At 66.7% G+C, this 21,620-nt stretch carries 21 protein-coding genes and 1 tRNA gene; 3 read left to right on the top strand and 19 right to left on the bottom strand.

Translation table 11 applies throughout. The annotated features are described in order from the left end of the window. Positions 1–20: 20 nt before the first annotated feature. The 6 genes from ROZ00_16090 to rpsU all read right to left on the bottom strand — a co-directional run bounded on the left by ROZ00_16090 (position 21) and on the right by rpsU (position 6,219). Positions 21–1,241, bottom strand: coding sequence for an acyltransferase (locus ROZ00_16090; GenBank protein MDT3737750.1), 1,221 nt, complete (start codon positions 1,239–1,241; stop codon positions 21–23). Then, a tRNA-Ile gene (locus tag ROZ00_16095) sits at positions 1,241–1,317 on the bottom strand. Before ROZ00_16095 ends, ROZ00_16090 begins: the two co-directional genes overlap by 1 nt. Positions 1,318–1,365: 48 nt before the next feature. Further along, complete coding sequence (rpoD, locus tag ROZ00_16100; protein ID MDT3737751.1) at positions 1,366–3,522, bottom strand: RNA polymerase sigma factor RpoD; 2,157 nt, start codon at positions 3,520–3,522, stop codon at positions 1,366–1,368. 54 nt (positions 3,523–3,576) lie between these two features. Then, positions 3,577–5,328, bottom strand: a complete 1,752-nt coding sequence (gene dnaG, locus ROZ00_16105; GenBank protein MDT3737752.1) for a DNA primase — start codon at positions 5,326–5,328, stop codon at positions 3,577–3,579. A 94-nt stretch (positions 5,329–5,422) separates the two neighbouring features. Continuing rightward, positions 5,423–5,869, bottom strand: a complete 447-nt coding sequence (locus ROZ00_16110; protein ID MDT3737753.1) for a GatB/YqeY domain-containing protein — start codon at positions 5,867–5,869, stop codon at positions 5,423–5,425. Positions 5,870–6,006: 137 nt separating this feature from the next. Beyond that, positions 6,007–6,219: a 30S ribosomal protein S21 gene (gene rpsU / locus ROZ00_16115; GenBank protein MDT3737754.1), complete on the bottom strand. Its 213-nt coding sequence runs from the start codon at positions 6,217–6,219 to the stop codon at positions 6,007–6,009. A 96-nt stretch (positions 6,220–6,315) separates the two neighbouring features. On the opposite strand from rpsU, the gene tsaD reads away from it, so the two are divergent. Together tsaD and ROZ00_16125 are read left to right on the top strand one after the other, a co-directional pair. Then, a complete protein-coding gene (gene tsaD / locus ROZ00_16120) occupies positions 6,316–7,326 on the top strand; it encodes a tRNA (adenosine(37)-N6)-threonylcarbamoyltransferase complex transferase subunit TsaD (protein ID MDT3737755.1) in 1,011 nt (336 codons plus the stop codon). Between the two features lies 1 nt (position 7,327). Further along, complete coding sequence (locus ROZ00_16125; protein MDT3737756.1) at positions 7,328–8,089, top strand: HpcH/HpaI aldolase/citrate lyase family protein; 762 nt, start codon at positions 7,328–7,330, stop codon at positions 8,087–8,089. On the opposite strand, the gene plsY is transcribed toward ROZ00_16125, so the two are convergent. Next, the gene (plsY, locus tag ROZ00_16130) at positions 8,079–8,693 is read right to left on the bottom strand and encodes a glycerol-3-phosphate 1-O-acyltransferase PlsY (GenBank protein ID MDT3737757.1); all 615 of its coding nucleotides are present in this window, start codon (positions 8,691–8,693) and stop codon (positions 8,079–8,081) included. The genes ROZ00_16125 and plsY overlap by 11 nt on opposite strands. A 44-nt stretch (positions 8,694–8,737) precedes the next feature. Between plsY and ROZ00_16135 the strand changes: the two genes are divergently transcribed. Then, a complete protein-coding gene (locus tag ROZ00_16135) occupies positions 8,738–9,091 on the top strand; it encodes a dihydroneopterin aldolase (protein MDT3737758.1) in 354 nt (117 codons plus the stop codon). Here the strand turns inward: ROZ00_16135 and ybaK are convergent. From ybaK to leuS, 12 genes are all read right to left on the bottom strand, one after another. Beyond that, a complete protein-coding gene (ybaK, locus tag ROZ00_16140; GenBank protein ID MDT3737759.1) occupies positions 9,088–9,579 on the bottom strand; it encodes a Cys-tRNA(Pro) deacylase in 492 nt (163 codons plus the stop codon). The genes ROZ00_16135 and ybaK overlap by 4 nt on opposite strands. Before the next feature lie 221 nt (positions 9,580–9,800). Further along, positions 9,801–10,697, bottom strand: a complete 897-nt coding sequence (xerD, locus tag ROZ00_16145) for a site-specific tyrosine recombinase XerD (protein ID MDT3737760.1) — start codon at positions 10,695–10,697, stop codon at positions 9,801–9,803. After that, positions 10,684–11,154 (bottom strand): methylated-DNA--[protein]-cysteine S-methyltransferase, encoded by a 471-nt coding sequence (locus ROZ00_16150; protein ID MDT3737761.1) that lies wholly within the window; start codon positions 11,152–11,154, stop codon positions 10,684–10,686. The genes xerD and ROZ00_16150 overlap by 14 nt, the downstream gene beginning before the upstream one ends. Continuing rightward, positions 11,144–11,530 carry a DUF1850 domain-containing protein gene (locus ROZ00_16155; GenBank protein ID MDT3737762.1) on the bottom strand — a complete coding sequence of 129 codons (387 nt, stop codon included), beginning with the start codon at positions 11,528–11,530 and terminating at the stop codon, positions 11,144–11,146. Before ROZ00_16155 ends, ROZ00_16150 begins: the two co-directional genes overlap by 11 nt. Then, positions 11,530–13,587 carry a TRAP transporter permease gene (locus tag ROZ00_16160; GenBank protein ID MDT3737763.1) on the bottom strand — a complete coding sequence of 686 codons (2,058 nt, stop codon included), beginning with the start codon at positions 13,585–13,587 and terminating at the stop codon, positions 11,530–11,532. Before ROZ00_16160 ends, ROZ00_16155 begins: the two co-directional genes overlap by 1 nt. 126 nt (positions 13,588–13,713) lie before the next feature. Then, the gene (locus ROZ00_16165) at positions 13,714–14,658 is read right to left on the bottom strand and encodes a TAXI family TRAP transporter solute-binding subunit (GenBank protein MDT3737764.1); all 945 of its coding nucleotides are present in this window, start codon (positions 14,656–14,658) and stop codon (positions 13,714–13,716) included. A 43-nt stretch (positions 14,659–14,701) separates the two neighbouring features. Beyond that, positions 14,702–15,271: a chalcone isomerase family protein gene (locus ROZ00_16170; protein ID MDT3737765.1), complete on the bottom strand. Its 570-nt coding sequence runs from the start codon at positions 15,269–15,271 to the stop codon at positions 14,702–14,704. An 11-nt stretch (positions 15,272–15,282) separates the two neighbouring features. Beyond that, complete coding sequence (locus ROZ00_16175) at positions 15,283–16,125, bottom strand: hypothetical protein (GenBank protein ID MDT3737766.1); 843 nt, start codon at positions 16,123–16,125, stop codon at positions 15,283–15,285. A 55-nt stretch (positions 16,126–16,180) separates the two neighbouring features. After that, complete coding sequence (locus ROZ00_16180; protein MDT3737767.1) at positions 16,181–17,458, bottom strand: glutamate-5-semialdehyde dehydrogenase; 1,278 nt, start codon at positions 17,456–17,458, stop codon at positions 16,181–16,183. A gap of 11 nt (positions 17,459–17,469) precedes the next feature. Beyond that, on the bottom strand, positions 17,470–18,483 hold the full coding sequence (holA, locus tag ROZ00_16185) for a DNA polymerase III subunit delta (protein MDT3737768.1): 1,014 nt from the start codon (positions 18,481–18,483) through the stop codon (positions 17,470–17,472). A 12-nt stretch (positions 18,484–18,495) separates the two neighbouring features. Beyond that, positions 18,496–18,978, bottom strand: coding sequence for an LPS assembly lipoprotein LptE (lptE, locus tag ROZ00_16190; GenBank protein MDT3737769.1), 483 nt, complete (start codon positions 18,976–18,978; stop codon positions 18,496–18,498). Positions 18,979–18,990: 12 nt separating this feature from the next. Further along, complete coding sequence (gene leuS / locus ROZ00_16195; GenBank protein ID MDT3737770.1) at positions 18,991–21,588, bottom strand: leucine--tRNA ligase; 2,598 nt, start codon at positions 21,586–21,588, stop codon at positions 18,991–18,993. Positions 21,589–21,620: the final 32 nt, after the last annotated feature.

The following is a 21,620-nucleotide window of genomic DNA, read 5'->3' on the forward strand; positions in this document are numbered from 1 at the left end:
CCGGCGAAGCGATGCGTCGATTATCTCGCCCCGCACGCCCCCCCGGCAAGGCGCGAGGCGGCATGGCGTAACTGCGAGGCGCCAGCGGGCATCTCCACATGCCGATGGAACAGGGCGCCGGCCAGGATGCTGGCGCCCCACGCAATCATAAGGCCGAAGGCGTTGCCGAGCGGACTGCCTGGGGCGAGTGCCGCGAATGCGGCATTGACGAGCAGGCAGACCGGATAGTGGACAAGAAACACCGAATAGGAGATGCCGCCCAGGAAGGCAAGCGGGCGTGAATCAAGCCATTTCCATGATGCAGTACGGACTTGCCAGGTGGCGCCGAGCAGCAGGGCGACCAGGAGGGCCACGGCGATGCGGCTGCGGAAATCCAGCAGCAATGCAGCGAGTCCGATTGCCGCGATTGCGCCGAGCCAGAGAGTTGATCTTTCCCGCTGCGAGGCCCAGAAAGCCAGCACGCCCAGCCCGTAGACACCGAAGAAGTAGAGCGCCCAATTGTCCCAGGCCGCATCCCTGTTGAAATGAAGAAGCGAGGCAAGAGCCAGAATGGAGACGAGCGCCGGTGCCAGGTGCCGATATCCGCCGGCGCCGGGGGTGATCTGGCGGACCAGCCAGAGCAGGGCGACCGTCAGGGCGAAAAGCTGGAAATCGATGGCCACATACCAGACGCCGGCCGAAAGCGATTCGTAGCCAAGCAGGTTCTGCAAGAGCAGGGCATGCGCGAGCAACTGCGGGGAGGTCGGAGCGGCCGGAATCGATTCGAGGCGCATCCAGATACGGGCGATGGCGGCGCTGGCGATGGCCAGCCCGATGGCAGCGAGCAGGGGCACGACCAGGCGACGATAGCGTTTCCAGACAAGGGCGAGGGGGCGTTCGATTGGCGATGGTCCCTGCGGCGCCAAGCTTCTGGCGGCAAGAAATCCGCCGACGACGAGGAACACCTGCACGGCGATGCGGGCATCCTGGCATAGCCAATCGATAAAAGCCGGCGCCAGGCCATACGCCGTGTCCGACATCGGGCCATATAAAGCTAGATGGTGCAGCACGATGAGTTGCGAAGCCGCCGCCTTGAGAGCGTCGATGAGGGGCAGGCGGGAAGTGCGGGTGCTCATCAGGCAAAGGTTTGTTGTTTTTGGTGGGCCGTGTTGGACTCGAACCAACGACCAAGGGTTATGGGACTGTTTCCATAGCGAAGCCCTCGGCCCAGCGAGGTCGCGCAGCACCTCGCGGAAATGCATGGTGGGCCGTGTTGGACTCGAACCAACGACCAAGGGATTATGAGTCCCCTGCTCTAACCGACTGAGCTAACGGCCCCCGGCAGGATGATACTGAAACGGCAGCCTGGGCTGCCGTTTTTCTTGCTCAAGTTTCCGTGTCGAGGAAGCTGCGCAGCTTCTCCGAGCGCGAGGGRTGSCGCAGCTTGCGCAGSGCCTTGGCCTCGATCTGRCGGATSCGCTCGCGSGTGACGTCGAACTGCTTGCCGACCTCCTCSAGRGTGTGGTCGGTGTTCATCTCGATGCCGAAGCGCATGCGCAGCACCTTGGCYTCGCGCGGSGTCAGCGWGTCGAGRATYTCCTTGGTGACRTCGCGCAGGCTSGCGTACACGGCGGCCTCGGCCGGCGCCAAAGTGGCGGCGTCCTCGATGAARTCGCCCAGRTGCGARTCGTCGTCGTCGCCGATCGGCGTCTCCATSGAKATCGGYTCCTTGGARATCTTGAGGATCTTGCGGATCTTCTCCTCGGGCATYTCCATCTTGAYCGCCAGSGTGGCGGGATCCGGCTCCTGGCCGGTYTCCTGCAGGATCTGGCGSGAGATGCGGTTCATCTTGTTGATGGTCTCGATCATGTGCACCGGGATGCGGATGGTGCGCGCCTGGTCGGCGATCGAGCGGGTGATGGCCTGGCGGATCCACCACGTCGCGTAGGTCGAGAACTTGTAGCCGCGGCGGTATTCGAACTTGTCCACCGCCTTCATCAGGCCGATGTTGCCCTCCTGGATCAGGTCGAGGAACTGCAGGCCGCGGTTGGTGTACTTCTTGGCGATGGAGATCACCAGGCGCAGGTTGGCCTCGGTCATCTCGCGCTTGGCGCGGCGCGCCTTGGCTTCGCCGGTGGACATCTGCTTGTTGATGTCCTTGAGGTCCTTCAGCGGAATGCCGATGTGGTTCTGCAGGTCGATCAGCTTCTGCTGCTCCTCGATGATCGCCGGCGCCGCGCGCATCAGCGTGGAGGCATAGGGCTTGCCGCCGGTGACTTCGTGCTTGAGCCACTCAAGGTTGGTTTCGTTGCCGGGGAAGACCTTGATGAAGTGCGGGCGCGGCATGTTGCCCTTCTTCACGCACAGCTCGAGGATCTTGCGCTCGTGGTTGCGCACGTCCTCCACCATGTGGCGCACCGAATCGCACAGCCGCTCGATGATACGCGCCGTGAAGCGGATGTTCATCAGCTCGCCGGAGATTTGCTGTTGTGCCTTGAGATAGGCCTTTTCGCGCGGGCCCTTCTTGACCAGCACGTTCTGCATCTTGACGAAGAGGCCGTGGATGGTCGTGAAGCGCTCCAGCGCGTCGGCCTTGAGCTGCAGCAGCGAGGCGGATACGGCACCGCCCTCGCCGTCCTCCTCGGCCTCGTCTTCCTCGACCGCCAGTTCCTCGTTTTCCGCCAGCGCCTCGATGTCCTCGGCGGCATTGGGGTCGATCAGGCCGTCCACCAGTTCGTCGATGCGCATCTCGTCGCGCGCCACCTTCGCCGCCATGTCGAGCATTTCGGCGATGGTGGTCGGGCAGGCGGAAATGGCCTGCACCATGTGTTTGAGACCGTCCTCGATGCGCTTGGCGATCTCGATCTCGCCCTCGCGCGTGAGCAGTTCGACGGAACCCATCTCGCGCATGTACATGCGCACCGGGTCGGTGGTGCGGCCGAATTCGGACTCGACCGTGGACAAGGCCTGCTCGGCCTCTTCCTCGATGTCCTCGTCGGCGACTGCCGGCGGCGTGCCTTCGGTCATCAGCAGGTCTTCGGCGGCAGGAGCCTCGTCGAAAACCTGTATGCCCATGTCGTTGAAGGTGCTGATGATGGACTCGATCTGCTCGGCGTCCACCATGTCGTCGGGCAGATGATCGTTCACCTCGGCGTAGGTCAGGAAGCCGCGTTCCTTGCCCAGTGCGATCAGGTTCTTCAGGCGGGTGCGCCGCGTTTCAAGGTCGAGCGGTTGCGCCTGCGGGGCGGGCGCGAGCGCGGTGCGGCCCTTGCCTCGGCCTGCCTTCAGTTTTGGCGCTTCCTTGGCAGCGGCCTTGGGGGCGGTTGCTACGACTGCCGCCACGGGGGCAGCCGATGGGGCTTCCTTGCGCGGTTTGGCCGCCTTGGCTGGAGCCGGCTTGGCCGGAGCCTTCACCTTGGCGGGCGCTGCCTTGGCTACCTTGGCCGTCTTAGACGACTTGACTGGCTTGGCAGACGGCTTGGCTACAGCCTTGCTCCGTTTTCCGGCGGATTTTGCGGCCGCTTTGGCTTTTTCCTTGGCCATGTCGTTCCTCAGTGAGCGCGGTATGCGGGGAAAACCTAAAATTATATCAAAAAATCAGGCAGGTGTTGCGGGTTTAACTGCCTGTTTCTGTGTCAGTAATTGCTGGAGACGACGTACTTCCTCGGGAGCCAGTCCGACGCTCTTGTTCTTGGCGTTAAGCGCGTCGATTTCGCTGCGGATGCCGGCCTGACGCAAGCGCTCGACGGTATCGGCGAAAACGGCCTCGATGGATTCTTCGTCGAATTCCTGCTCGACGAGTTCCCCGAGGATTTCGGAAATCAGCCCTTCGTGCGGCGTGCCTCGAAAATGTTCCAGCACCATGCCGAAGCCTTCGCCGGACAGCCCGCCCTCGGCGACGGCCGCGATCAGGGTGTTCAGCGTGTCGGTTTCGGCATGTCCCTCGGGGATCAGGTCGATGGGCAGGCGTGCTGCCAAACCGGGTTGCTGGACGATCAGGCGCAGGAGCTTCCTGGCAATGGGCGATGGCGTACCGCGCGGCGAGCGCGCCGGCGCCGCCTTGCGCACCGCCGCCGGTAGATCGCAGAGCGATTCGATTTCTGCTTGGGAGAATCCGCTCGCCTGGGCCAGCAGCTTGACCAACTGCAGGCGCAGCAAGGGGGCCTGCAGCCGGCCGAGCAGCGGCTTGGCGGCATGTACCAGTTGCGAGCGCCCTTCGGCCGTGGCGAGATCCTTGCCGGCCTTCAATTCCTGCATGAGGAAATCCGTCATCGGCATGGCCTGCCTGGCCAGCCTGCGGAAGGCGTCGGCACCATGGGCGCGCACATAGCTGTCCGGGTCGTCCTCGGGCGGCAGGAAGAGGAAGGCAATGGTCTTATTGTCGGCGACCTGCTCCAGGCTGGCTTCCAGCGCACGGGCCGCCGCCTTGCGGCCGGCGTTGTCGCCGTCGAAACAGAAGATGACGCGGTCGGCCTGGCGCAGCAGCTTGTGCACATGGGTTGGCGTGGTGGCAGTGCCCAGCGTTGCCACGGCATTGCCGACGCCGTGCTGGGCGAGGGCGACCACGTCCATGTAGCCTTCGACGACGATGACGCAGTCCTCGTCGCGGATGGCGACGCGCGCCTGCGTCAGGCCGTAGAGCTCGCGGCCCTTCTCGAACAGCGGCGTCTCCGGCGAGTTGAGGTATTTCGGCTCGCCCTGGCCGATGACCCGGCCGCCGAAGCCGATGACATTGCCGCGATTGTCGAGGATGGGAAACATGATGCGGTCGCGGAAGCGGTCGTAGCGCTTGCCGGCATCGCCTTCGATGACCAGGCCGCAGTCGACCAGCGACTTGTTCTGGTAGTCGGGAAAGACGGCAGCCAGGTTCTGCCAGCCGTCCGGTGCATAGCCGAGGCCGAAGCGGGCGGCGATCTCGCCGGTGAGGCCGCGTCCCTTCAGGTAGTCGATGGCCTTCGGGCTGGCCTTGAGCTGTTCCTTGTAGTACTTCGCCGCGCGGGCCATGAATTCGGTGAGCGGGGCGGCTTCGGCGGCTTTCTGCCGGCGTTCGTCGGGGCGCTGCTGCGGCACCTGCATCCCGATCTGTCCGGCGAGGTCTTCAACCGCTTCGACGAAGCCGAGGCCGGAATATTCCATGACGAAGCCGATGGCGCTGCCATGTGCGCCGCAGCCGAAGCAGTGGTAGAACTGCTTGCTCGGGCTGACCGAGAAGGAGGGGGTCTTTTCGCTGTGGAATGGGCAGCAGGCGACGTAGTTGGCCCCCGCCTTTTTCAGGGGCAGGTAGCGCTCGATGACGTCGACAATGTCTATCCGCGCGAGGAGTTCCTGGATGAAGGATTCTGGAATCACGCTCAATTTCTCGGGAGGCCGCGCAATCGGGCCGCGCTCCCGGCCTTCAACCCATTATAGGAAAGGCCGCCGGTTTTGCCGGCGGAATTCCCGCTTATTTGGACAGGGCGGCCTTGACCAGGCCGGAAACCTGGCTCATGTCGGCGCGGCCGGCCAGCTTCGGCTTCAGCACCGCCATTACCTTGCCCATGTCCTGCGGGCCGGCGGCGCCGCTGGCGGCGACGGCCTCGGCGACGGCGGCCTGGACTTCCTCCGGCGAGAGGGCCTGCGGCATGTAGCCGGTGAGCACGCCGACCTCGAGTTTCTCGGCATCGACCAGGTCCTGCCGGCCGGCCTTCTCGTACTGGGCAATGGAGTCGCGGCGCTGCTTCAGCATCTTGTCGATGACGGCCAGCACGCCGGCATCGTCCAGTTCGACGCGGTCATCCACCTCGCGCTGCTTGATGGCGGCCAGCAGCAGCCGGATCGCGCCCAGGCGCGCGGTTTCGCGGGCCTTCATGGCCGACTTCATGTCTTCGCTGATCTTGGCTTTGAGCGACATATCGGATTACCGGACGTAGAGGATGCAAAGCAAAAAGCCCCGGCACTTCGCAGTCCGAGGCTGGCTGTGGGGCCCGCTAAGCCCTGAACCGTCAGGATGCCTGCGCCATTGCTGGCGTGCCGGCACCCGGGCGGTTATTAGTACATCTTCGGCGGCAGCATCTGGCTGCGGATGCGCTTGTGATGGCGCTTCACCGCAGCGGACAGCTTGCGCTTGCGCTCGGCCGTGGGTTTCTCGTAGAACTCGCGCGAACGCAGTTCGGTCAGAAGACCGGTTTTCTCGATGGCGCGCTTGAAGCGGCGGATGGCCACTTCGAACGGCTCGTTTTCCTTGACGCGGATGCCAGGCATGCGGATTAACCCTGCTCTAACTGGGAAAGCCGCGCATTATATCCGCATTTACCGGGAAAGTCCAAGACCCGGTTTGACCCCGGTAGAATGGCCGGCATGCTGGTACTGGGCGTCGAATCCTCCTGCGACGAAACTGGCCTGGCCCTCTACGATACGGGGCGCGGGCTGCTGGCGCATGCCGTCCACTCCCAGATCGACCTGCACGAGGCTTACGGCGGCGTCGTGCCGGAACTGGCCTCGCGCGACCATATTCGCCGTGTCGTGCCGCTCTTGCGCAAGGTCTTGGCCGAGGCCGGCACCGGCCTGGAGGCGGTCGACGCCATCGCCTATACGGCCGGGCCGGGCCTGGCGGGGGCCTTGCTGGTCGGGGCGGGTTTCGCCGAATCGCTGGCGCTGGCCCTGAAGGTGCCGGCCCTGCCGGTGCACCATCTCGAAGGCCACCTCCTGTCGCCCCTGCTTTCGGCCGATCCGCCGCGCTTTCCTTTCGTCGCCCTGCTGGTGTCGGGCGGCCATACCCAGCTGATGCGGGTGTCCGGCGTCGGCCAATACGAACTGCTGGGCGAGACGCTGGACGATGCGGCCGGCGAGGCCTTCGACAAGACCGCCAAGCTGCTCGGCCTCGGCTATCCCGGCGGACCGCAACTCGCGCGCCTGGCGGAAACGGGGAAGCCGGGGCGGTTTTCCCTGCCGCGACCCATGCTGCACAGCGGGGACCTGAACTTCAGCTTTTCCGGCCTGAAGACGGCGGTGCTGACCCAGGTGCGCAAGCAGGAATTTTCGGATGCCGAAAAGGCGGACCTGTGCGCGGAATTCCAGGCGGCGATCGTCGAGGTGCTGGCGGTCAAGGCCCTGGCCGCGCTGAATGCGGCCGGACTGAAGCAACTGGTCGTCGCCGGCGGCGTCGGCGCCAACCGGGCCCTGCGCGCCGCGCTGGATGCCGGCACGCGGACGGCGGGCGCCCGCGTGTTTTACCCGGAACTGGAGTTGTGCACGGACAATGGCGCGATGATCGCCTTCGCCGGTGCGCAGCGGCTGACTTCCGGGATAGCCGCAAAGCAGGCCGGCAGTTTCGCTGTCAGGCCGCGTTGGGCCTTGCAGGAGGCGTGACATGGACTTGCCGGTGAATGCATTCAAGCGTGCGCTGCGCGAAGGCCAGCCGCAGATCGGCCTCTGGTCGGTTCTCGCCAATGCCTCGGTGGCCGAGCTCCTCGGCGCTTCGGGCTACGACTGGCTGCTGATCGACATGGAGCACGCCCCCAACGAACTGCCGGGTGTGCAGGCGCAGTTGCAGGCCCTGCGCGGCTCCGCGACGACGCCCATCGTGCGCCCGCCATGGAACGACATGGTGTGGGTCAAGCGCGTGCTCGACCTCGGCGCCCAGACCCTGCTGATTCCCTATGTGCAGACGGCAGAGGAGGCTGCCGCCGCGGTTGCCTTCATGCGCTATCCGCCGGCGGGACGCCGCGGCGTGGCGGGCGGCACGCGGGCCACGCAGTGGGGCCGCATCCGTGATTACTACAAGCGGGTCGAGGAGGAGTTGTGCCTGCTGGTGCAGGTGGAGTCCCGCCAGGGGCTGGAGAACCTCGATGCCATCGTCGCGACACCGGGGGTGGACGGCGTCTTCATCGGGCCGGCGGATCTGTCCGCCGACATGGGCCACCTGGGCGATCCGCAGCATCCCGAGGTGCAGGCGGCGATCGAGGACGCGGTGCGTCGCATTCGCACTGCGGGCAAGGCGGCGGGGATACTCGCGCGCAGCGAAGAGGGTGGGCGCTGGCTATCGGCGGGTTGCCTGTTCGTTGCCGTCGGCGTCGATGCCAGCCTGCTGGCGCAGGCGGCCGACGGCCTTGCCGCGAAGTTCAGGGCGTAGCGTTCTTTTTCTGCCCGATCTTCGGTTCGGTGCCGGCGCGGATGCGCTGCAGGTTCTCGCTGTGGCGCCAGAACAGCAGCAGGGCGATGCAGAATACGGCGGTGAGCGTGTCGCCCGAGCCGAGCAGGGCGATGGCGATGATCGGCGCAGTGATGGCCGCGGCGATGGCGCCGAGCGAGGAATAGCGGAACAGCCAGACCACGCCGATCCATACTGCGAGTACGGCGAGGCCCAGCCACAGGCTGAAGCCGAACAGCACGCCCGCGGCGGTGGCGACGCCCTTGCCGCCCCTGAAATTGAGGAAAATCGGGTGCAGGTGGCCGAAGAAGGCGGCGAAGCCGGCAATCGCCACATCCTGCGGCTGGGCGCCGTAAGCCGGGCCGAACTGTTGCACGAGGAACACCGCCAGCCAGCCCTTCGCCGCATCGCCGAGCAGGGTGAGCAGGGCCGCCAGCTTGTTGCCGCTGCGCAGCACGTTGGTGGCGCCGGGATTGCCCGAGCCGTAGCTGCGCGGATCGGCCAGGCCGAACAGCTTGCTCGTTACCACCGCGAAGGGGATGGAGCCGAGCAGGTAGGCCAGGATGGCAAAACCGAGCGTAGTCATGACATATCCCCTAAAATCAGCGGCATTCTAATCGAGAATTCCTTATGGACCGCATCTTCATCGACGAGTTGCGCGTCGAGGCCTGGGTCGGCATCTATCCGCGCGAACGTGCGGCGCGCCAGACCATCGAGATCAGCCTGGAGTTCGGCGTGCCCGACGCCGCCGCCCAGCACGACGACATCGCCGACACCATCGACTATGCCGAGGTGATCTCCCGCATCCGCAAGGAACTCGGCGAGCGCCACTTCAACCTGCTGGAGACGCTGGGGGAATATGTCGTCGCCCTGCTCACCGGGGACTTCGGCGCGCCCTGGGTGAAGATCTCCATCGCCAAGACCGGCGTGGCGCGAGGCGTGAAGCGGGTCGGCGTGGCGATCGAGCGGGGAAAACTCGCCTAATCGAGCAGACCGCATTCCACTTCCTTCGGCTGCAGCACGCGCATGATCTCGTGCGGCTGCACGCCGACCAGGAAGCCGCGCCGGCCGCCGTTGATGTAGATGAGCGGCAGGTCGAGGATGGTCTTCTCGATGTACACCGGCAGCTTCTTCTTCGTGCCGAAGGGCGAGGTGCCTCCGACGAGGTAGCCGGTGTGGCGCTGGGCTACTTCCGGCTTGCAGGGCGACACGCTCTTGGCGCCGATCTGCCTTGCCAGGTTCTTCGTCGATACCTTGCGGTCGCCGTGCATTAGCACGATCAAGGGCTTGCCGGCCTCGTCTTCCATGACCAGCGTTTTCACCACGGCGTGCTCGTCCACATTGAGCTCCCGCGCGGAAACGCGCGTGCCGCCATGCTCCTCATATTCATAGAGATGGTTCGAATGCGCGATGCGGTGCTGGCGGAGGAAGGCGGTCGCCGGCGTTTCAGGGGCGTGGGTTTCGCGTTTCATATCAGCATTCTACAAAATACGCCTTGAACCCTGCCGCGCCGGCGGCTATAAATGGATTGTTCCCATACTTGGAGAACGAGCCGGAAAAAGCAGGAAGTACTTGTTTTGCCGGAGTACCTTTACGGGATCGACGATCCCGTGGTTGCGCCTCATCGAAGGCGCCGCGCCGAAGCTGGCGCACGAGAGCCCCGCGATTGCGGGGCTTCTCATTTTGCGGGGCCTCAGCCGCGCGGATGGTGCATGGCGTGCAGCTGCTTGAGCCGCTCGCGGGCGACGTGGGTGTAGACCTGGGTCGTCGAAATATCGGCGTGGCCGAGCAGCAACTGCACGACGCGCAGGTCGGCGCCGTGGTTGATCAGGTGCGTGGCGAAGGCGTGGCGCAGCGTATGCGGCGAGATGCGCGCCGGATCGATGCCCGCCTGCGCGGCATGGCGCTTGATCAGATGCCAGAACATCTGGCGCGACAGACCGGCCGCACGCCGCGTGACGAAGACCGCGTCGCAGTTGCGGCCTTCGAGCAGCTGCGGCCGGGCTTCCTTCAGGTAGCGCTCGATCCACTCCAGCGCCACCTGCCCGAGCGGCACCAGCCGCTCCTTCGACCCCTTGCCGAAGACGCGCACCACGCCCTCATTCATGCCGACCTCGAAGAGTTTCAGTGCGACCAGCTCGGAGACGCGCAGGCCGGTGGCGTAGAGGACTTCGAGCATGGCGCGATCGCGCAGGCCGAGCGGGGTGTCGCAGTCCGGCGCAGCCAGCAGCGCCTCGACCTGGGCCTCGGACAGCGTCTTGGGGAAGCGTTCCGGACGGGGCGGCGGCTCGATGTTCAGGCTGGGGTCGGCCTGGATTTCTCCGGTCGCCAGCAGGTGCTGGTAGAAGCGGCGCAGGGCGGAAATCAGGCGGCGCTGGCTGGTCGACCTGGCGCGGCGGCTGAAGTCGCGCAGGTAGTCGTGGATGTCGACCGGTTCGACCCGGTCGAGCGTCTTGTCCCGCGGGGCGAGCCAGGTGGAGAATTGCGCGAGATCGGCCCGATAGCTCGAGAGAGTGTTCTTCGACAGGCCGGCTTCCAGCCAGAGCGTGTCGGCGAAGGCGTCGAGCAGCCGTGCGTCAGCCTCTTTCATGCTCCAGCAGCCAGCGCTTGGTGTCGAGCAGGTAGCCGCCCGTTGCGCTGGCGAAACCGCCGAGGCCGCCGTCCGACGCCACCACGCGGTGGCAGGGCACGACAACCGGGTAGGGATTGCGGCCGCAGGCCTGGCCGACGGCGCGCGGCGCGCTTTTCAACCGTTTCGCGATCTCGCCGTAGGTCAGCGTTTTACCTTGCGGAATGGCGGCGATGGCGCGCCAGACGCTGCGCTGGAAGTCGGTGCCGTCCGCTTTCAGCGGCAGGTCGAAACCGGCCTTCGGATCGGTCAAGTAGGACGCCAGTTGCGCGCACGCCCGCTCGGCCAGGGCGGTCTTCGGCTTGAGTGCCGGCGTGCCGGGCGGCAGGAAACGGATTTCGGCGATGGCATCGCCCTCGGTGCGCACGCCGAGGGCGCCGAAGGGGGCGGCAAGGACGGCATCGAATTCAGCGGCCATGATCGCTTCCTGGGCAGGCAAATAGCGTAACCGTTCCATTCTCCGCGCTGCCGACCAGCTCCGCAAGCGGGCGGCAGCGGCCTGCGAAGCACAATTCATACGGGGGCACAAAGGATGAGTGCGCGAGCCGAAGCGTCTCCAGCGGCGCAATGTCCGGCCTATAGCGCCAGGTGCCGTTTTCCAGGATGGCGCCGGCAGGCGGCTCCATGCCCGCGCCGGAACCGCGAATGCGCGCCTCGACCAGGTGCAGGCGGCCGTTCTCGATGCGCCAGTCTTCTTCCCAGCGGATCTTCTCGATCGAATGGGTCCATGCCAGGGTGAAGGATTCGACGGCCAGTGTGGCTGCCAGAGCGCCGGCGGCGATACAGAGGGGCATCAGGAAAAGTCAGTCCGCGCGGAACGGCGGTTGCGCCAGAGGTGCCAGGCGATGAAGGCTGCGCCCAGGCCGAAGCCGATCTCGTCGGTCACCGGCAGGGCCACGATGAGAAATCCTGCCGCCGTTGTGGCGAGGATGCGTTCAGGCCAGTTCATGCGCGCGCGCAGGTGCCCGATGGAGGCGGCGCCCCACAGGCCGATGGCCAGCATGGCCTTGAAGATGATGTAGGCCGTGTCGAGCCAGGAGCCGCCCTGGAGCATGAGGGCGGGAGCATAGACCGCCATGTAGGGCACGACGAAGCCGGCCGCCGCGATGCGGACCGCCTGCACGCCGATCTTCAGTCCGGAAGCCTGGGCGATCGGCGAGGCGGCGAAGGCCGCCAGCGCCACCGGCGGTGTGAGGTCCGCCATGATGCCGAAATAGAAGACGAACATGTGCGAGACGATCAGCGGCACGCCGAGTTCCAGCAGCGCCGGTGCGGCGAGCGAGCTGGTGATGATGTAGTTCGGAATGGTCGGGATGCCCATGCCGAGCAGCAGGCACACCAGCATGGTCAGCACCAGGGACAGGAACAGGCTGTCGGCGCCCAGCTTGATGATGAAGCCGGCGAAGGTGGTGGCGACGCCGGTGAGGGTGATGACGCCGATGATCACGCCGACCAGAGCGCAGGCGACGCCCACCGGCAGGGCGTGGCGGGCGCCGTCGGCGAGGGCGTTGACCGCCAGCTTCAAGGTGCCGCGGCCGCCCTGGATGAACAGGCAGGCGACGACCAGCGCGCCGACGATGGCGAAGAAGACGCCGACGCCGAGCTTGAAGAAGGCCGCACAAGCCAGTCCCAGCGCGATCCAGAAGGCGAAGCGCAGGGCGGTGGCGGACAGCCGCGCCGCCACGGCGACACCGAGGATGAGAATGGCGGTGAGGGCCAGCCCGACCGTGCCGGAGAACAGCGGCGTGTAGCCGGAGAACAGCAGCCACACGAGGGCCGCCAGCGGCAGGATCAGGTACCAGCCGCGCCGTACCGCCGCCCAGGCATCCGGGCATTCGGCCTTGGGCAGGCCGTGCAGGCCCCTGCGGCCGGCCTCGAGGTGCACCATCCAGAAGGCCGAGGCGAAATACAGCAGGGCCGGGATGGTGGCGGCCTTGACCACCTCGACGTAGGGCACGTTGATGGTCTCGGCCATGATGAAGGCCACCGCACCCATCACCGGCGGCATGATCTGGCCGCCCATGCTGGAGGTGGCTTCGACGCCGCCGGCGAATTCCGCGCGGTAGCCGAAGCGCTTCATGAGCGGGATGGTGAACTGGCCGGTGGTGACCACATTGGCGACGCCCGAACCGTTGATGGTGCCCATCAGGCCGGACGAGATGACCGAGACCTTCGCCGGTCCGCCCCGGGTGTGGCCGACGGTGCCCATGGCGAAATCGGTGAAGAGGCGGATCATCCCCGCCTGTTCGAGGAAGGAGCCGAACAGGATGAACAGGAAGATGTAGGTCGACGAGACATAGGTGGGGATGCCGTAGATCCCTTCGGTGCCGAAGCCGAGCTGGTCGATCACCTGGCTGAAGGCATAGCCCCGATGCGCCAGCGGGCCGGGCAGGTAATTGCCGAACAGGGCGTAGGCGAGAAAGGCGCCGCAGATGAGGGGCAGCGCCGGGCCCATGACGCGGCGCGCCGCCTCGAAGACCAGAACGAGGGTGGTGACGCCCACCACCAGGTCGAGCTGTGTCGGGTCGCCGGCCCGCTGCACCAGGTCGCCCTCGAAGATCCAGTGGTAGAAGGCCAGGAGGAAGCCCGCGCCACCGAGCAGCCAGGCCACGCCGGGCAGCGGCTGCCGTTTCGCGGTGATCCCGGGAAACAGGGCGAAGGTCATCAGCAGCAGGAAGCCGACGTGGATGGCGCGCACCACCACGCTGGAGAGCGGGCTGAAGGCGGCGCTGACCACCTGGAACGAGGAAAACAGGACGGCGATCAGGAACAGCGTCCGGCCGCGCGGGCCGGTGTCCCAGCCGAATTCGCGGGCAAGGCCGGGCGCTTCAGCGTGTCCGGGGGTGCTCATCGGAAATCACGGGCATGGCGTTATCGACGGGCGCAGCGTGGCATGCGGGGCCCGAAAAAAGTCAGTGTCGGCGATACGGCGCAAGCACCCGCCCGGCACCGGGGCGCCGGGCGGAACCGCATTGCTTCAGCAGGCGCCGTTCTTGTAGTACTTCTCGGCGCCGGGGTGCAGGGGCAGCGGCATGCCTTTCGTGGCGTTTTCGCGCTTGATGGCCTTGGCGGCGGCATGGGCGGCAACCATCATGTCGAGGTTGTCGTACATGGACTTGGCCATCTTGCACACCAGATCCGCCGATACGCCTTCGTGGGTGACCAGGAAGTTGGGAATGACCGCGGTGGGCACGTCCGCGGTCTGGCCCTGGTAGGTGTTGGCCGGGATGATGGCCGACTGGTAGGCGGCGTCGCCGACCTTGGCCACGATGTCGGCCGGGATCGGCACCACCACGATGCTCACCGAGGTGGCGAGGTCGCGGATCGAGGCCACGCCGAGGCCGGCGGACTGCAGGGTGACGTCGAGCTGTCGGTTCTTGATGAGTTCCACCGACTCGCCGAACGGCAGGTACTCCACCTTGGCGAAATCGCCGTAGCCGAGGCCGGCCGCCTTGAGGATGGCGCGTGCGTTGAGTTCGGTGCCGGACTTGGGTGCGCCGACGGAGATGCGCTTGCCCTTCAGGTCGGCCATGGACTTGATGCCCGAGTCGGCCGAGGCGACGATCTGGATGTAATTGCTGTAGGTGGCGGAGACGCCGCGCAGCTTGTTCAAGGGCGCCTTGAAGCCGGCGTCGGCGTCGCCCTTCCAGGCCAGCGAGAGTGCGTCGCCGAGCGTCCAGGCGATCTCGCCGCGGCCGGCCTGCAGCAGATTGAGGTTCTCGGCGGAGGCCTTGGTCGCCTGCACCGTGGCCTTGGCCTCGGGGATCGCCTTGCCGTAGATCTGCGTCAGCGAGACGCCGAGCGGGTAATAAATGCCGCTGGTGCCGCCGCTCAGCACGTTGATGAACTGCTGGGCCTGGGCCGGCAGGGCGAGCAGGGCGCCGGCGGCCAGGGCCACCAGGACGCGATACGTCTTGTTCATGTTTGTCTCCTCTGGTTGTAATGGGTCGCAGAATTATAGCGAGTTATTGCGGCTTGCCGAGCAGGGCTTCCTTGAGGCTTCCCTGTGCCGGATCTTCGCCCAGCCAGACGCGCAGCAGGGCCGTGTAGAAATCCTCGCCGGGGATGGGCTGGCCGGCCGGCTTGCCGCCGACGGTGAGCACCATGCCCCGCTCCGGGACCCAGTCGAACACGATGGCGGTGCCGGCCTTGATCTCGCCCAGCGCGACGACGGTGTCGGCCAGCTGCTTGATGCGGTCCTTCAGCGCGGCCTTCTCCGCATCCGAGCTGTTGTCGTTGATGCCGCCGCTGACGGCGCCGGCGAAGGTGTCGCCGGAGACATCCTTGATGAGCCTCACGTCCACACGCTTCGGCCCCTTGGCGGCGAGCGCGGCCTTGGCGTCCGTGGCCTTGGCCGGCAGGTAGAGGGCCATGGCGTAGCGCTTGCCGAACTTGGAGCGCACGCCGGTGCCGTTTACCACGAGTTCGGCATTGCCGAGCTTGAGCTTGTCGTCGAACTTGAAACCCTCCAGCTCCGCGGCGTGGGCGAGGCTTATGAGAAGCGCGGTTGCGAACGCTGCTGTGATTCTTTTCATGCTGTCTCCTCTCACTTGAAGCGTGCGGACACGGACGGGTTGCCCGGGAGGCCTTCGTAGGTGACCGTGACGGCCGTGCCGGGCTTGGTGAAGTTCGGCGCGGTGAAGGAACCCAGGCTGAGGACGTCGCCGGCACGCAGCTTGCCGCCCGATTTGGCGACGTCCTGCGCCAGCCAGACCACGGCATTCAGCGGGTGGCCGAGAATGGCGGCGCCCGGCGCCCTGCCGAGTTCTTTGCCCGTCTGGTCGCGCATGACGACCGTCATCTTGCCTAGCGCATCGGCCATCTCGGGCGTTGCGGCAATCGGCTTGCCCAGTACGCCGAGGCGCGCGCCGACGTTGAAGGAGGTGATGATGGCGCCGGTCAGCGGCTGCTCCTTGGCCGTCACCAGGTCGGGCAGCTCGATGAAGGGCCGGATGCTCGCCACGTGCTTCATCACGTCGGCCGGCGTCTTCGCCTGGTTGATGCCCTCGTCCTTGACCACCACCGCGATGTCGGCCTCGAAGAAGGGAATGGCGCCGAACTTCGCCGGCACTTCCGCGCCGTCCTCGAGCAGCATCTTCTCCAGCAGCATGCCGCGCACCGGGGAGTTGACGCCGAAGCGCTTCTGCACCGCCGGGTTGGTGAGGCCGGCCTTGTAGCCGACGACCCTGCCCTGGCTGGCGGCGAGTTCCGCGACCAGGCCGTCGCGGATGCGCTCGGCCTCCTCCATGGACATGTCCTTGGACAGCCCCGAGGTCGGCGACATCGATTTGAAATTCGTCGCCAGCTGCTGGCTCTGCGGCGGCACGGATGCGCAGGCGGCCAGCACCAGGGCTGCCGCGAACGAAACGATGGCATTGCGGACTTGCATGTCTCCTCCTTTTTGTTGTTGACCGCCGTGTCGCGGCGACTGACTTTCTACAGCGTTATTGTCGAACCTCCCCATTGCCCAGCACCACCCACTTCTGGCTGGTCAGCCCCTCCAGGCCGACCGGGCCGCGGGCGTGGATCTTGTCGGTCGAGATGCCGATCTCGGCGCCGAGGCCGTACTCGAAGCCGTCGGCGAAGCGCGTCGAGGCGTTCACCATCACCGAGGCCGAATCCACCTCGCGCAGGAAGCGCATCGCCCGCGTGTAATCTTCGGTGACGATGGCGTCTGTGTGCTGCGAGGAATACTGGTTGATGTGCGCGATGGCCTCGTCCACGCCGGCGACCACCTTCACGGCGAGGATAGCGGCGAGGTATTCCTCGTACCAGTCCTGCTCCGTCGCCTCCTTCAGCTTCGCCGCGTCGATGCCGGCGCCGCGCAGGAGGGCCAGCGACTCCGCGCAGCCGCGCAGCTCGACGCCCTTGCCGGCCAGCATCGCGCCGAGCTGCGGCAGCAATGCCTTGGCGACGCCGCGCGCCACCAGCAGCGATTCGGCGGTGTTGCAGGTGCCGAGGCGCTGCGTCTTGGCGTTGTCGACGATGCGCAGGGCCTTGTCGGCGTCGGCCGCATCGTCCACATAGACGTGGCAGTTGCCGTCGAGGTGCTTGATGACCGGGATGCGCGCTTCGCTGGAGATGCGCTCGATCAGCCCCTTGCCGCCGCGCGGCACGATGACGTCGACGAACTCCTTCATGGTCACCAGCTCGCCGACGGCGGCGCGGTCGGTGGTGTCCACCACCTGCACGGCGGCGGCGGGCAGGCCGGCTTCGCGCAGGCCCTCGTGCACCAGCGCGGCGAGCGCGCGGTTGCAGCGGATCGCTTCCGAGCCGCCGCGCAGGATGGCGGCGTTGCCGGCCTTCAGGCACAGTCCGGCGGCATCGACGGTGACGTTCGGGCGCGCCTCGTAGATGATGCCGATGACGCCGAGCGGCACGCGCATGCGGCCGACCTGGATGCCGGAGGGGCGGAACTTCAGGTCGGTCATCTCGCCGATCGGGTCGGCCAGGGCGGCAATCTGCTCCAATCCCTCGGCCATGGTCGCCACCGACTTGCTGGAGAGGGCGAGGCGGTCGAGCATGGCGTCGTCGAGGCCGGCGGCGCGCGCGGCGTCGAGGTCCTCGCGATTGGCGGCAAGCAGTGCTGCCTGGTCCCGGCGGATGGCCGCGGCCATCGCCAGCAAGGCGCGGTTCTTGGCGTTGGTCGAGGCCTTGGCCATGTCGCGCGAAGCCGCGCGCGCCTGGCGGCCGAGGGCCTGCATGTAGTCCTTCACGTTCATCGCTTCATTCTTCATGTCGGTTTCCTTGCCAGCCGCAGGGCCAGCTGGAGAAATTCGTCCCAGACGTCGCCCTGCACCAGCCCCTTGATCATGCGGTCGATGCGCGCCGCGGCGAGCAGCGCTGTGCGCAGTTGCGGCGCGCGCAGCCGCGGCAGGGCACGCTGGAGGGCGGCGGCGCGGCGGTCGTCGAAGACGCGCTCGGCGCGCAGGGCCGCCGCCAGCGGCCGGCCTTCGTCCTGGGCGGCCCGCAATGCGGCCAGCGTGCGGATCTCGCTGGCGAAGGCCCACAGCAGCAGCGGCGGCGCCACATCCTCGCCGCGCAGGCCTTCCAGCAGCCGGGCGCAGCGGGCGGCGTCGCCCTCGAGCAGGGCGGCGCGCAGCTTGTCGACATCATAGCGCGCCACATTCAGCACCGCATCCTCGACCTGGGCCAGCGTCAAATTGCCGGGCGGGTGCAGCAGGCCGAGCTTCTGGATTTCCTGGTGGGCGGCGAGCAGATTGCCCTCGACGTGGGCGGCGATGAACTCCAGGGCGGCGCGCTCGGCGGACTGACTTTGCCGCGCCAGGCGCAAGGCGATCCAGTCGGGCAGTTCGGCCAGGCCGGGGGCATTCAGTTCGATGGCCACGCCGGCCTGCGACAGGGCGTTGAACCAGCTTGTCTTGCGCGCGGCCCAGTCGAGCTGCGGCAGGGTGACCAGGGTCAGCACGCCGTCGGGCAGGCGCTCGCAGTAGCGCTGCAGGGCCTCGCCGCCGTCGCGGCCGGGCTTGCCGTTGGGGATGCGCAGGTCGACCAGCTTGTTGCCGCCGAAGAGCGACAGGTTGCCGGCGGCCAGCATCAGCGAATCCCACTTGAAGCCGGCGCCGCTGACCAGCACCTCGCGCTCGTTGTAGCCCTTTTCCCGGGCGCTGCCGCGGATGGCGTCGCCCGCCTCGATCACCAGCAACGGTTCGTCGCCGTGCAGGACGTAGAGCGGCGCGAGCGTCTTGGCGAGGTGCGAGGCGAGCTGGTCGGCGCGCAGCTGCATGGATACGGGCGCTTAGCCGGAGACCTTTGCGGCGGCCATGCGGCGCATCAGCTGCTGCACCATGTCGTTCTGCATGTCGCGGTAGAGCAGGGCCTCTTCCTGCTCCTTGGCCAGCACCCGCTCGTCGCTGAAGCTGATGTCGCGCACCAGGACGATCTCGGTGGGGGCGATGAATTCCCTGCCCTTCAGGTCGTGCACGCGGAAGGCGAGGCGGTAGCGCAGCTGGTATTCGCGCACCCGGCCGGTGCCGGACAGGCTGAGGATGTTCTTCTCGCGCGCCTCGCCGAGGAGCGTGAACACCGCCTGGGCTTCCTGGGGCGTCTCGGTGAGTTGCGTGCTGTTGAGGGCGCGGATGTTGCGTTTCAGCAGGGCACCCGTTTCCCAGCTGTCGGCGGGGATGTACAGGCTGGAGAAGGGCAGCGGCTGCGCGCCGCGCAGCTGGAAGCCGCAGGCGGCGAGCATCAGGGCCAACATCACGGAAATCAACGCGCGCATGCTTCGCTCCACTCAGACGACGATATTGACCAGCCGGCCGGGCACGACGACCACCTTTCTCGCCGGCTTGCCTTCCATGTATTTCTGCGCCACATCGCAGGCCAGCGCGGCCGCCTCGATCTGCTCCTTCGCGGCGGCGGCCGGCACCTTGACGGCGCCGCGCAGCTTGCCGTTGACCTGCAGCACCAGCTCGATCTCGTTCTGCGCCAGCGCCTCGTCCAGCGGCTCCGGCCAGGCGGCATGCAGGATATCCTCGCCGTATCCCAGCTCGCGCCAGAGATGATGGCAGATGTGGGGCGTGATGGGGGAGAGCAGGCGCAGCAGGACGGACAGGCCTTCGCGCACCAGCGCCGCGTAGCCCGCGGCCTCCTTCGGCGCGCGCTCCAGGGCGTTCAGCATCTTCATGGCGGCCGAGGCCACCGTGTTGAACTGGAACTTGTGGAAGTCGTAGTTGGCCTGCTTCAGGTTCAGGTGGATGTCGCGGCGCACGGCGGCCAGCGCGTTGTCCAGCTTTGACGGCTCGCACGGCGCTGCCTTCACGAAATCGCGCGCGGCGGCGGCGAAGGCCCACAGGCGCTTGAGGAAGCGGTAGCTGCCGTCCACGCCCGAGTCCGACCACTCCAGCGTCTGCTCGGGCGGGCTGGCGAACATCATGAAGAAGCGCGCCGTGTCGGCGCCGTACTGCTCGATCAGGTGCTGCGGGTCGACGCCGTTGTTCTTCGACTTCGACATGGTGCCGATGCCGCCCGACTCGACCGGCTGGCCGTCGGCCTTCAGCACCGCGCCGGCGCGGTTGCCCTTGTCGTCGAACTTCAGTTCGACGTCGGCCGGATTGAAGTAGCTGATGCGACCCGACGCCGGCTTGCGGAAGAAGATTTCGTTGAGCACCATGCCCTGCGTGAGCAGGCGGCTGAACGGCTCGTCGAAGCCGACCAGGCCGAGGTCGCGCATGATCTTGGTCCAGAAGCGCGAGTAGAGCAGGTGCAGGATGGCGTGCTCGATGCCGCCGATGTACTGGTCGACCGGCAGCCAGTACTTCACCCGCTCGTCCACCATCGCCTGGTCGTTGCCGGCGCAGGCATAGCGGCTGTAGTACCAGGACGAGTCGACGAAGGTGTCCATGGTGTCGGTCTCGCGCCGCGCGCGGCCGCCGCACTTCGGGCAGGCGCAGTCGAGGAAGTCGGGCCGCTTGTTGAGCGGGTTGCCGGAGCCGTCCGGCACGCAGTCCTCCGGCAGCACCACGGGGAGCTGATCGTCGGGCACCGGCACGGTGCCGCATTGCTCGCAGTGGATGAGCGGGATCGGGCAGCCCCAGTAGCGCTGGCGCGAGATGCCCCAGTCGCGCAGGCGCCAGGTGACCTGCTTGTCGCCGAGGCCCTTGGCCTTGAGGTCGGCGGCGATGGCGTCCACTGCCTCCCTGATGCCGAGGCCGTCGTACTTGCCGGAATTCACGCAGCGGCCGCTTTCCTTGTCGGCATACCACTCCTGCCAGGCGTCGAGCGAGAACGGCTTGCCCGGAATGTCGATGACCTGATTGATCGGCAGGCCGTATTTCTTGGCGAAGTGGAAGTCGCGCTCGTCGTGCGCCGGCACGGCCATCACGGCGCCTTCGCCGTAGCCCATCAGCACGTAGTTGCCGACCCAGACCTCGACCTGCTCGCCGGTGAGCGGGTGGCCGACGAAGATGCCGGTCGGCATGCCCTTCTTTTCCATGGTGGCGAGGTCCGCCTCCATGACCGAGCCCTGCTTGCACTCCTCGATGAAGGCGGCCAGCGCCGGGTTGTCGCGCGCGGCGCGGGCGGCCAGGGAGTGCTCGGCGGCCACCGCGCAGAAGGTGACGCCCATGATGGTGTCGGCGCGGGTGGTGAACACCCACAGCTTCTCCTGTTTGCCGTCGAGCTCGTAGGGGAAGGCGAAGCGCACGCCGTAACTCTTGCCGATCCAGTTGGCCTGCATGGTCTTCACCCGCTCGGGCCAGCCGGGCAGTCCGTCGAGGGCGGCGAGCAGCTCCTCGGCGTATTTCGTGATGGCGAGGTAGTACATCGGGATCTCGCGCTTCTCCACCACGGCGCCGGTGCGCCAGCCGCGGCCGTCGATGACCTGCTCGTTGGCGAGCACGGTCTGGTCGACCGGGTCCCAGTTCACCACGCCGGTCTTCTGGTAGGCGAGGCCCTTCTCCAGCATGCGCAGGAACAGCCACTGGTTCCACTTGTAGTAGTCGGGCTTGCAGGTCGCCAGCTCGCGCTCCCAGTCGAGGGCGAAGCCCAGCGACCTGAGCTGCTTCTTCATGTAGGCGATGTTGTCGTAGGTCCACTGCGCCGGCGGCACGGCATTGGCCATGGCGGCGTTCTCCGCCGGCAGGCCGAAGGCATCCCAGCCCATCGGCTGCAGGACGTTGAAGCCGCGCATGCGGTGGTAGCGCGTCAGCACGTCGCCGATGGTGTAGTTGCGCACGTGGCCCATGTGCAGCTTGCCCGACGGGTAGGGGAACATCGACAGGCAGTAGTACTTCGGCTTGGCGAGATCTTCGACGGCGCGGAAGGCGGCGGTGGTTTCCCAGTGCTGCTGGGCGGCCTGCTCGATCCCGGCCGGGGCGTATTTTTCCTGCATGAGGGGAGTGCGGATCAGCGTTGCAAAGGAGC

The sequence above is a fragment of the Denitratisoma sp. genome (genome assembly GCA_032027165.1).
Classification (GTDB): Bacteria; Pseudomonadota; Gammaproteobacteria; order Burkholderiales; family Rhodocyclaceae; genus Desulfobacillus.

Bases quoted from the DNA above. Each gene is read 5' to 3' on its own strand.
- ROZ00_16090 (MDT3737750.1), bottom strand. From the start codon at position 1,241: ATGCATTTCCGCGAGGTGCTGCGCGACCTCGCTGGGCCGAGGGCTTCG.
- holA (MDT3737768.1), bottom strand. From the start codon at position 18,483: ATGCAGCTGCGCGCCGACCAGCTCGCCTCGCACCTCGCCAAGACGCTC.
- plsY (MDT3737757.1), bottom strand. From the start codon at position 8,693: ATGACTACGCTCGGTTTTGCCATCCTGGCCTACCTGCTCGGCTCCATC.
- ROZ00_16110 (MDT3737753.1), bottom strand. From the start codon at position 5,869: ATGTCGCTCAAAGCCAAGATCAGCGAAGACATGAAGTCGGCCATGAAG.
- ROZ00_16170 (MDT3737765.1), bottom strand. From the start codon at position 15,271: ATGAAAAGAATCACAGCAGCGTTCGCAACCGCGCTTCTCATAAGCCTC.
- leuS (MDT3737770.1), bottom strand. From the start codon at position 21,588: ATGCAGGAAAAATACGCCCCGGCCGGGATCGAGCAGGCCGCCCAGCAG.
- ROZ00_16150 (MDT3737761.1), bottom strand. From the start codon at position 11,154: ATGGCCGCTGAATTCGATGCCGTCCTTGCCGCCCCCTTCGGCGCCCTC.
- ROZ00_16135 (MDT3737758.1), top strand. From the start codon at position 8,738: ATGGACCGCATCTTCATCGACGAGTTGCGCGTCGAGGCCTGGGTCGGC.
- ROZ00_16180 (MDT3737767.1), bottom strand. From the start codon at position 17,458: ATGAACGTGAAGGACTACATGCAGGCCCTCGGCCGCCAGGCGCGCGCG.
- lptE (MDT3737769.1), bottom strand. From the start codon at position 18,978: ATGCGCGCGTTGATTTCCGTGATGTTGGCCCTGATGCTCGCCGCCTGC.
- rpsU (MDT3737754.1), bottom strand. From the start codon at position 6,219: ATGCCTGGCATCCGCGTCAAGGAAAACGAGCCGTTCGAAGTGGCCATC.
- ROZ00_16165 (MDT3737764.1), bottom strand. From the start codon at position 14,658: ATGAACAAGACGTATCGCGTCCTGGTGGCCCTGGCCGCCGGCGCCCTG.
- ROZ00_16175 (MDT3737766.1), bottom strand. From the start codon at position 16,125: ATGCAAGTCCGCAATGCCATCGTTTCGTTCGCGGCAGCCCTGGTGCTG.
- ROZ00_16160 (MDT3737763.1), bottom strand. From the start codon at position 13,587: ATGAGCACCCCCGGACACGCTGAAGCGCCCGGCCTTGCCCGCGAATTC.
- ybaK (MDT3737759.1), bottom strand. From the start codon at position 9,579: ATGAAACGCGAAACCCACGCCCCTGAAACGCCGGCGACCGCCTTCCTC.
- ROZ00_16155 (MDT3737762.1), bottom strand. From the start codon at position 11,530: ATGCCCCTCTGTATCGCCGCCGGCGCTCTGGCAGCCACACTGGCCGTC.
- ROZ00_16125 (MDT3737756.1), top strand. From the start codon at position 7,328: ATGGACTTGCCGGTGAATGCATTCAAGCGTGCGCTGCGCGAAGGCCAG.
- tsaD (MDT3737755.1), top strand. From the start codon at position 6,316: ATGCTGGTACTGGGCGTCGAATCCTCCTGCGACGAAACTGGCCTGGCC.
- xerD (MDT3737760.1), bottom strand. From the start codon at position 10,697: ATGAAAGAGGCTGACGCACGGCTGCTCGACGCCTTCGCCGACACGCTC.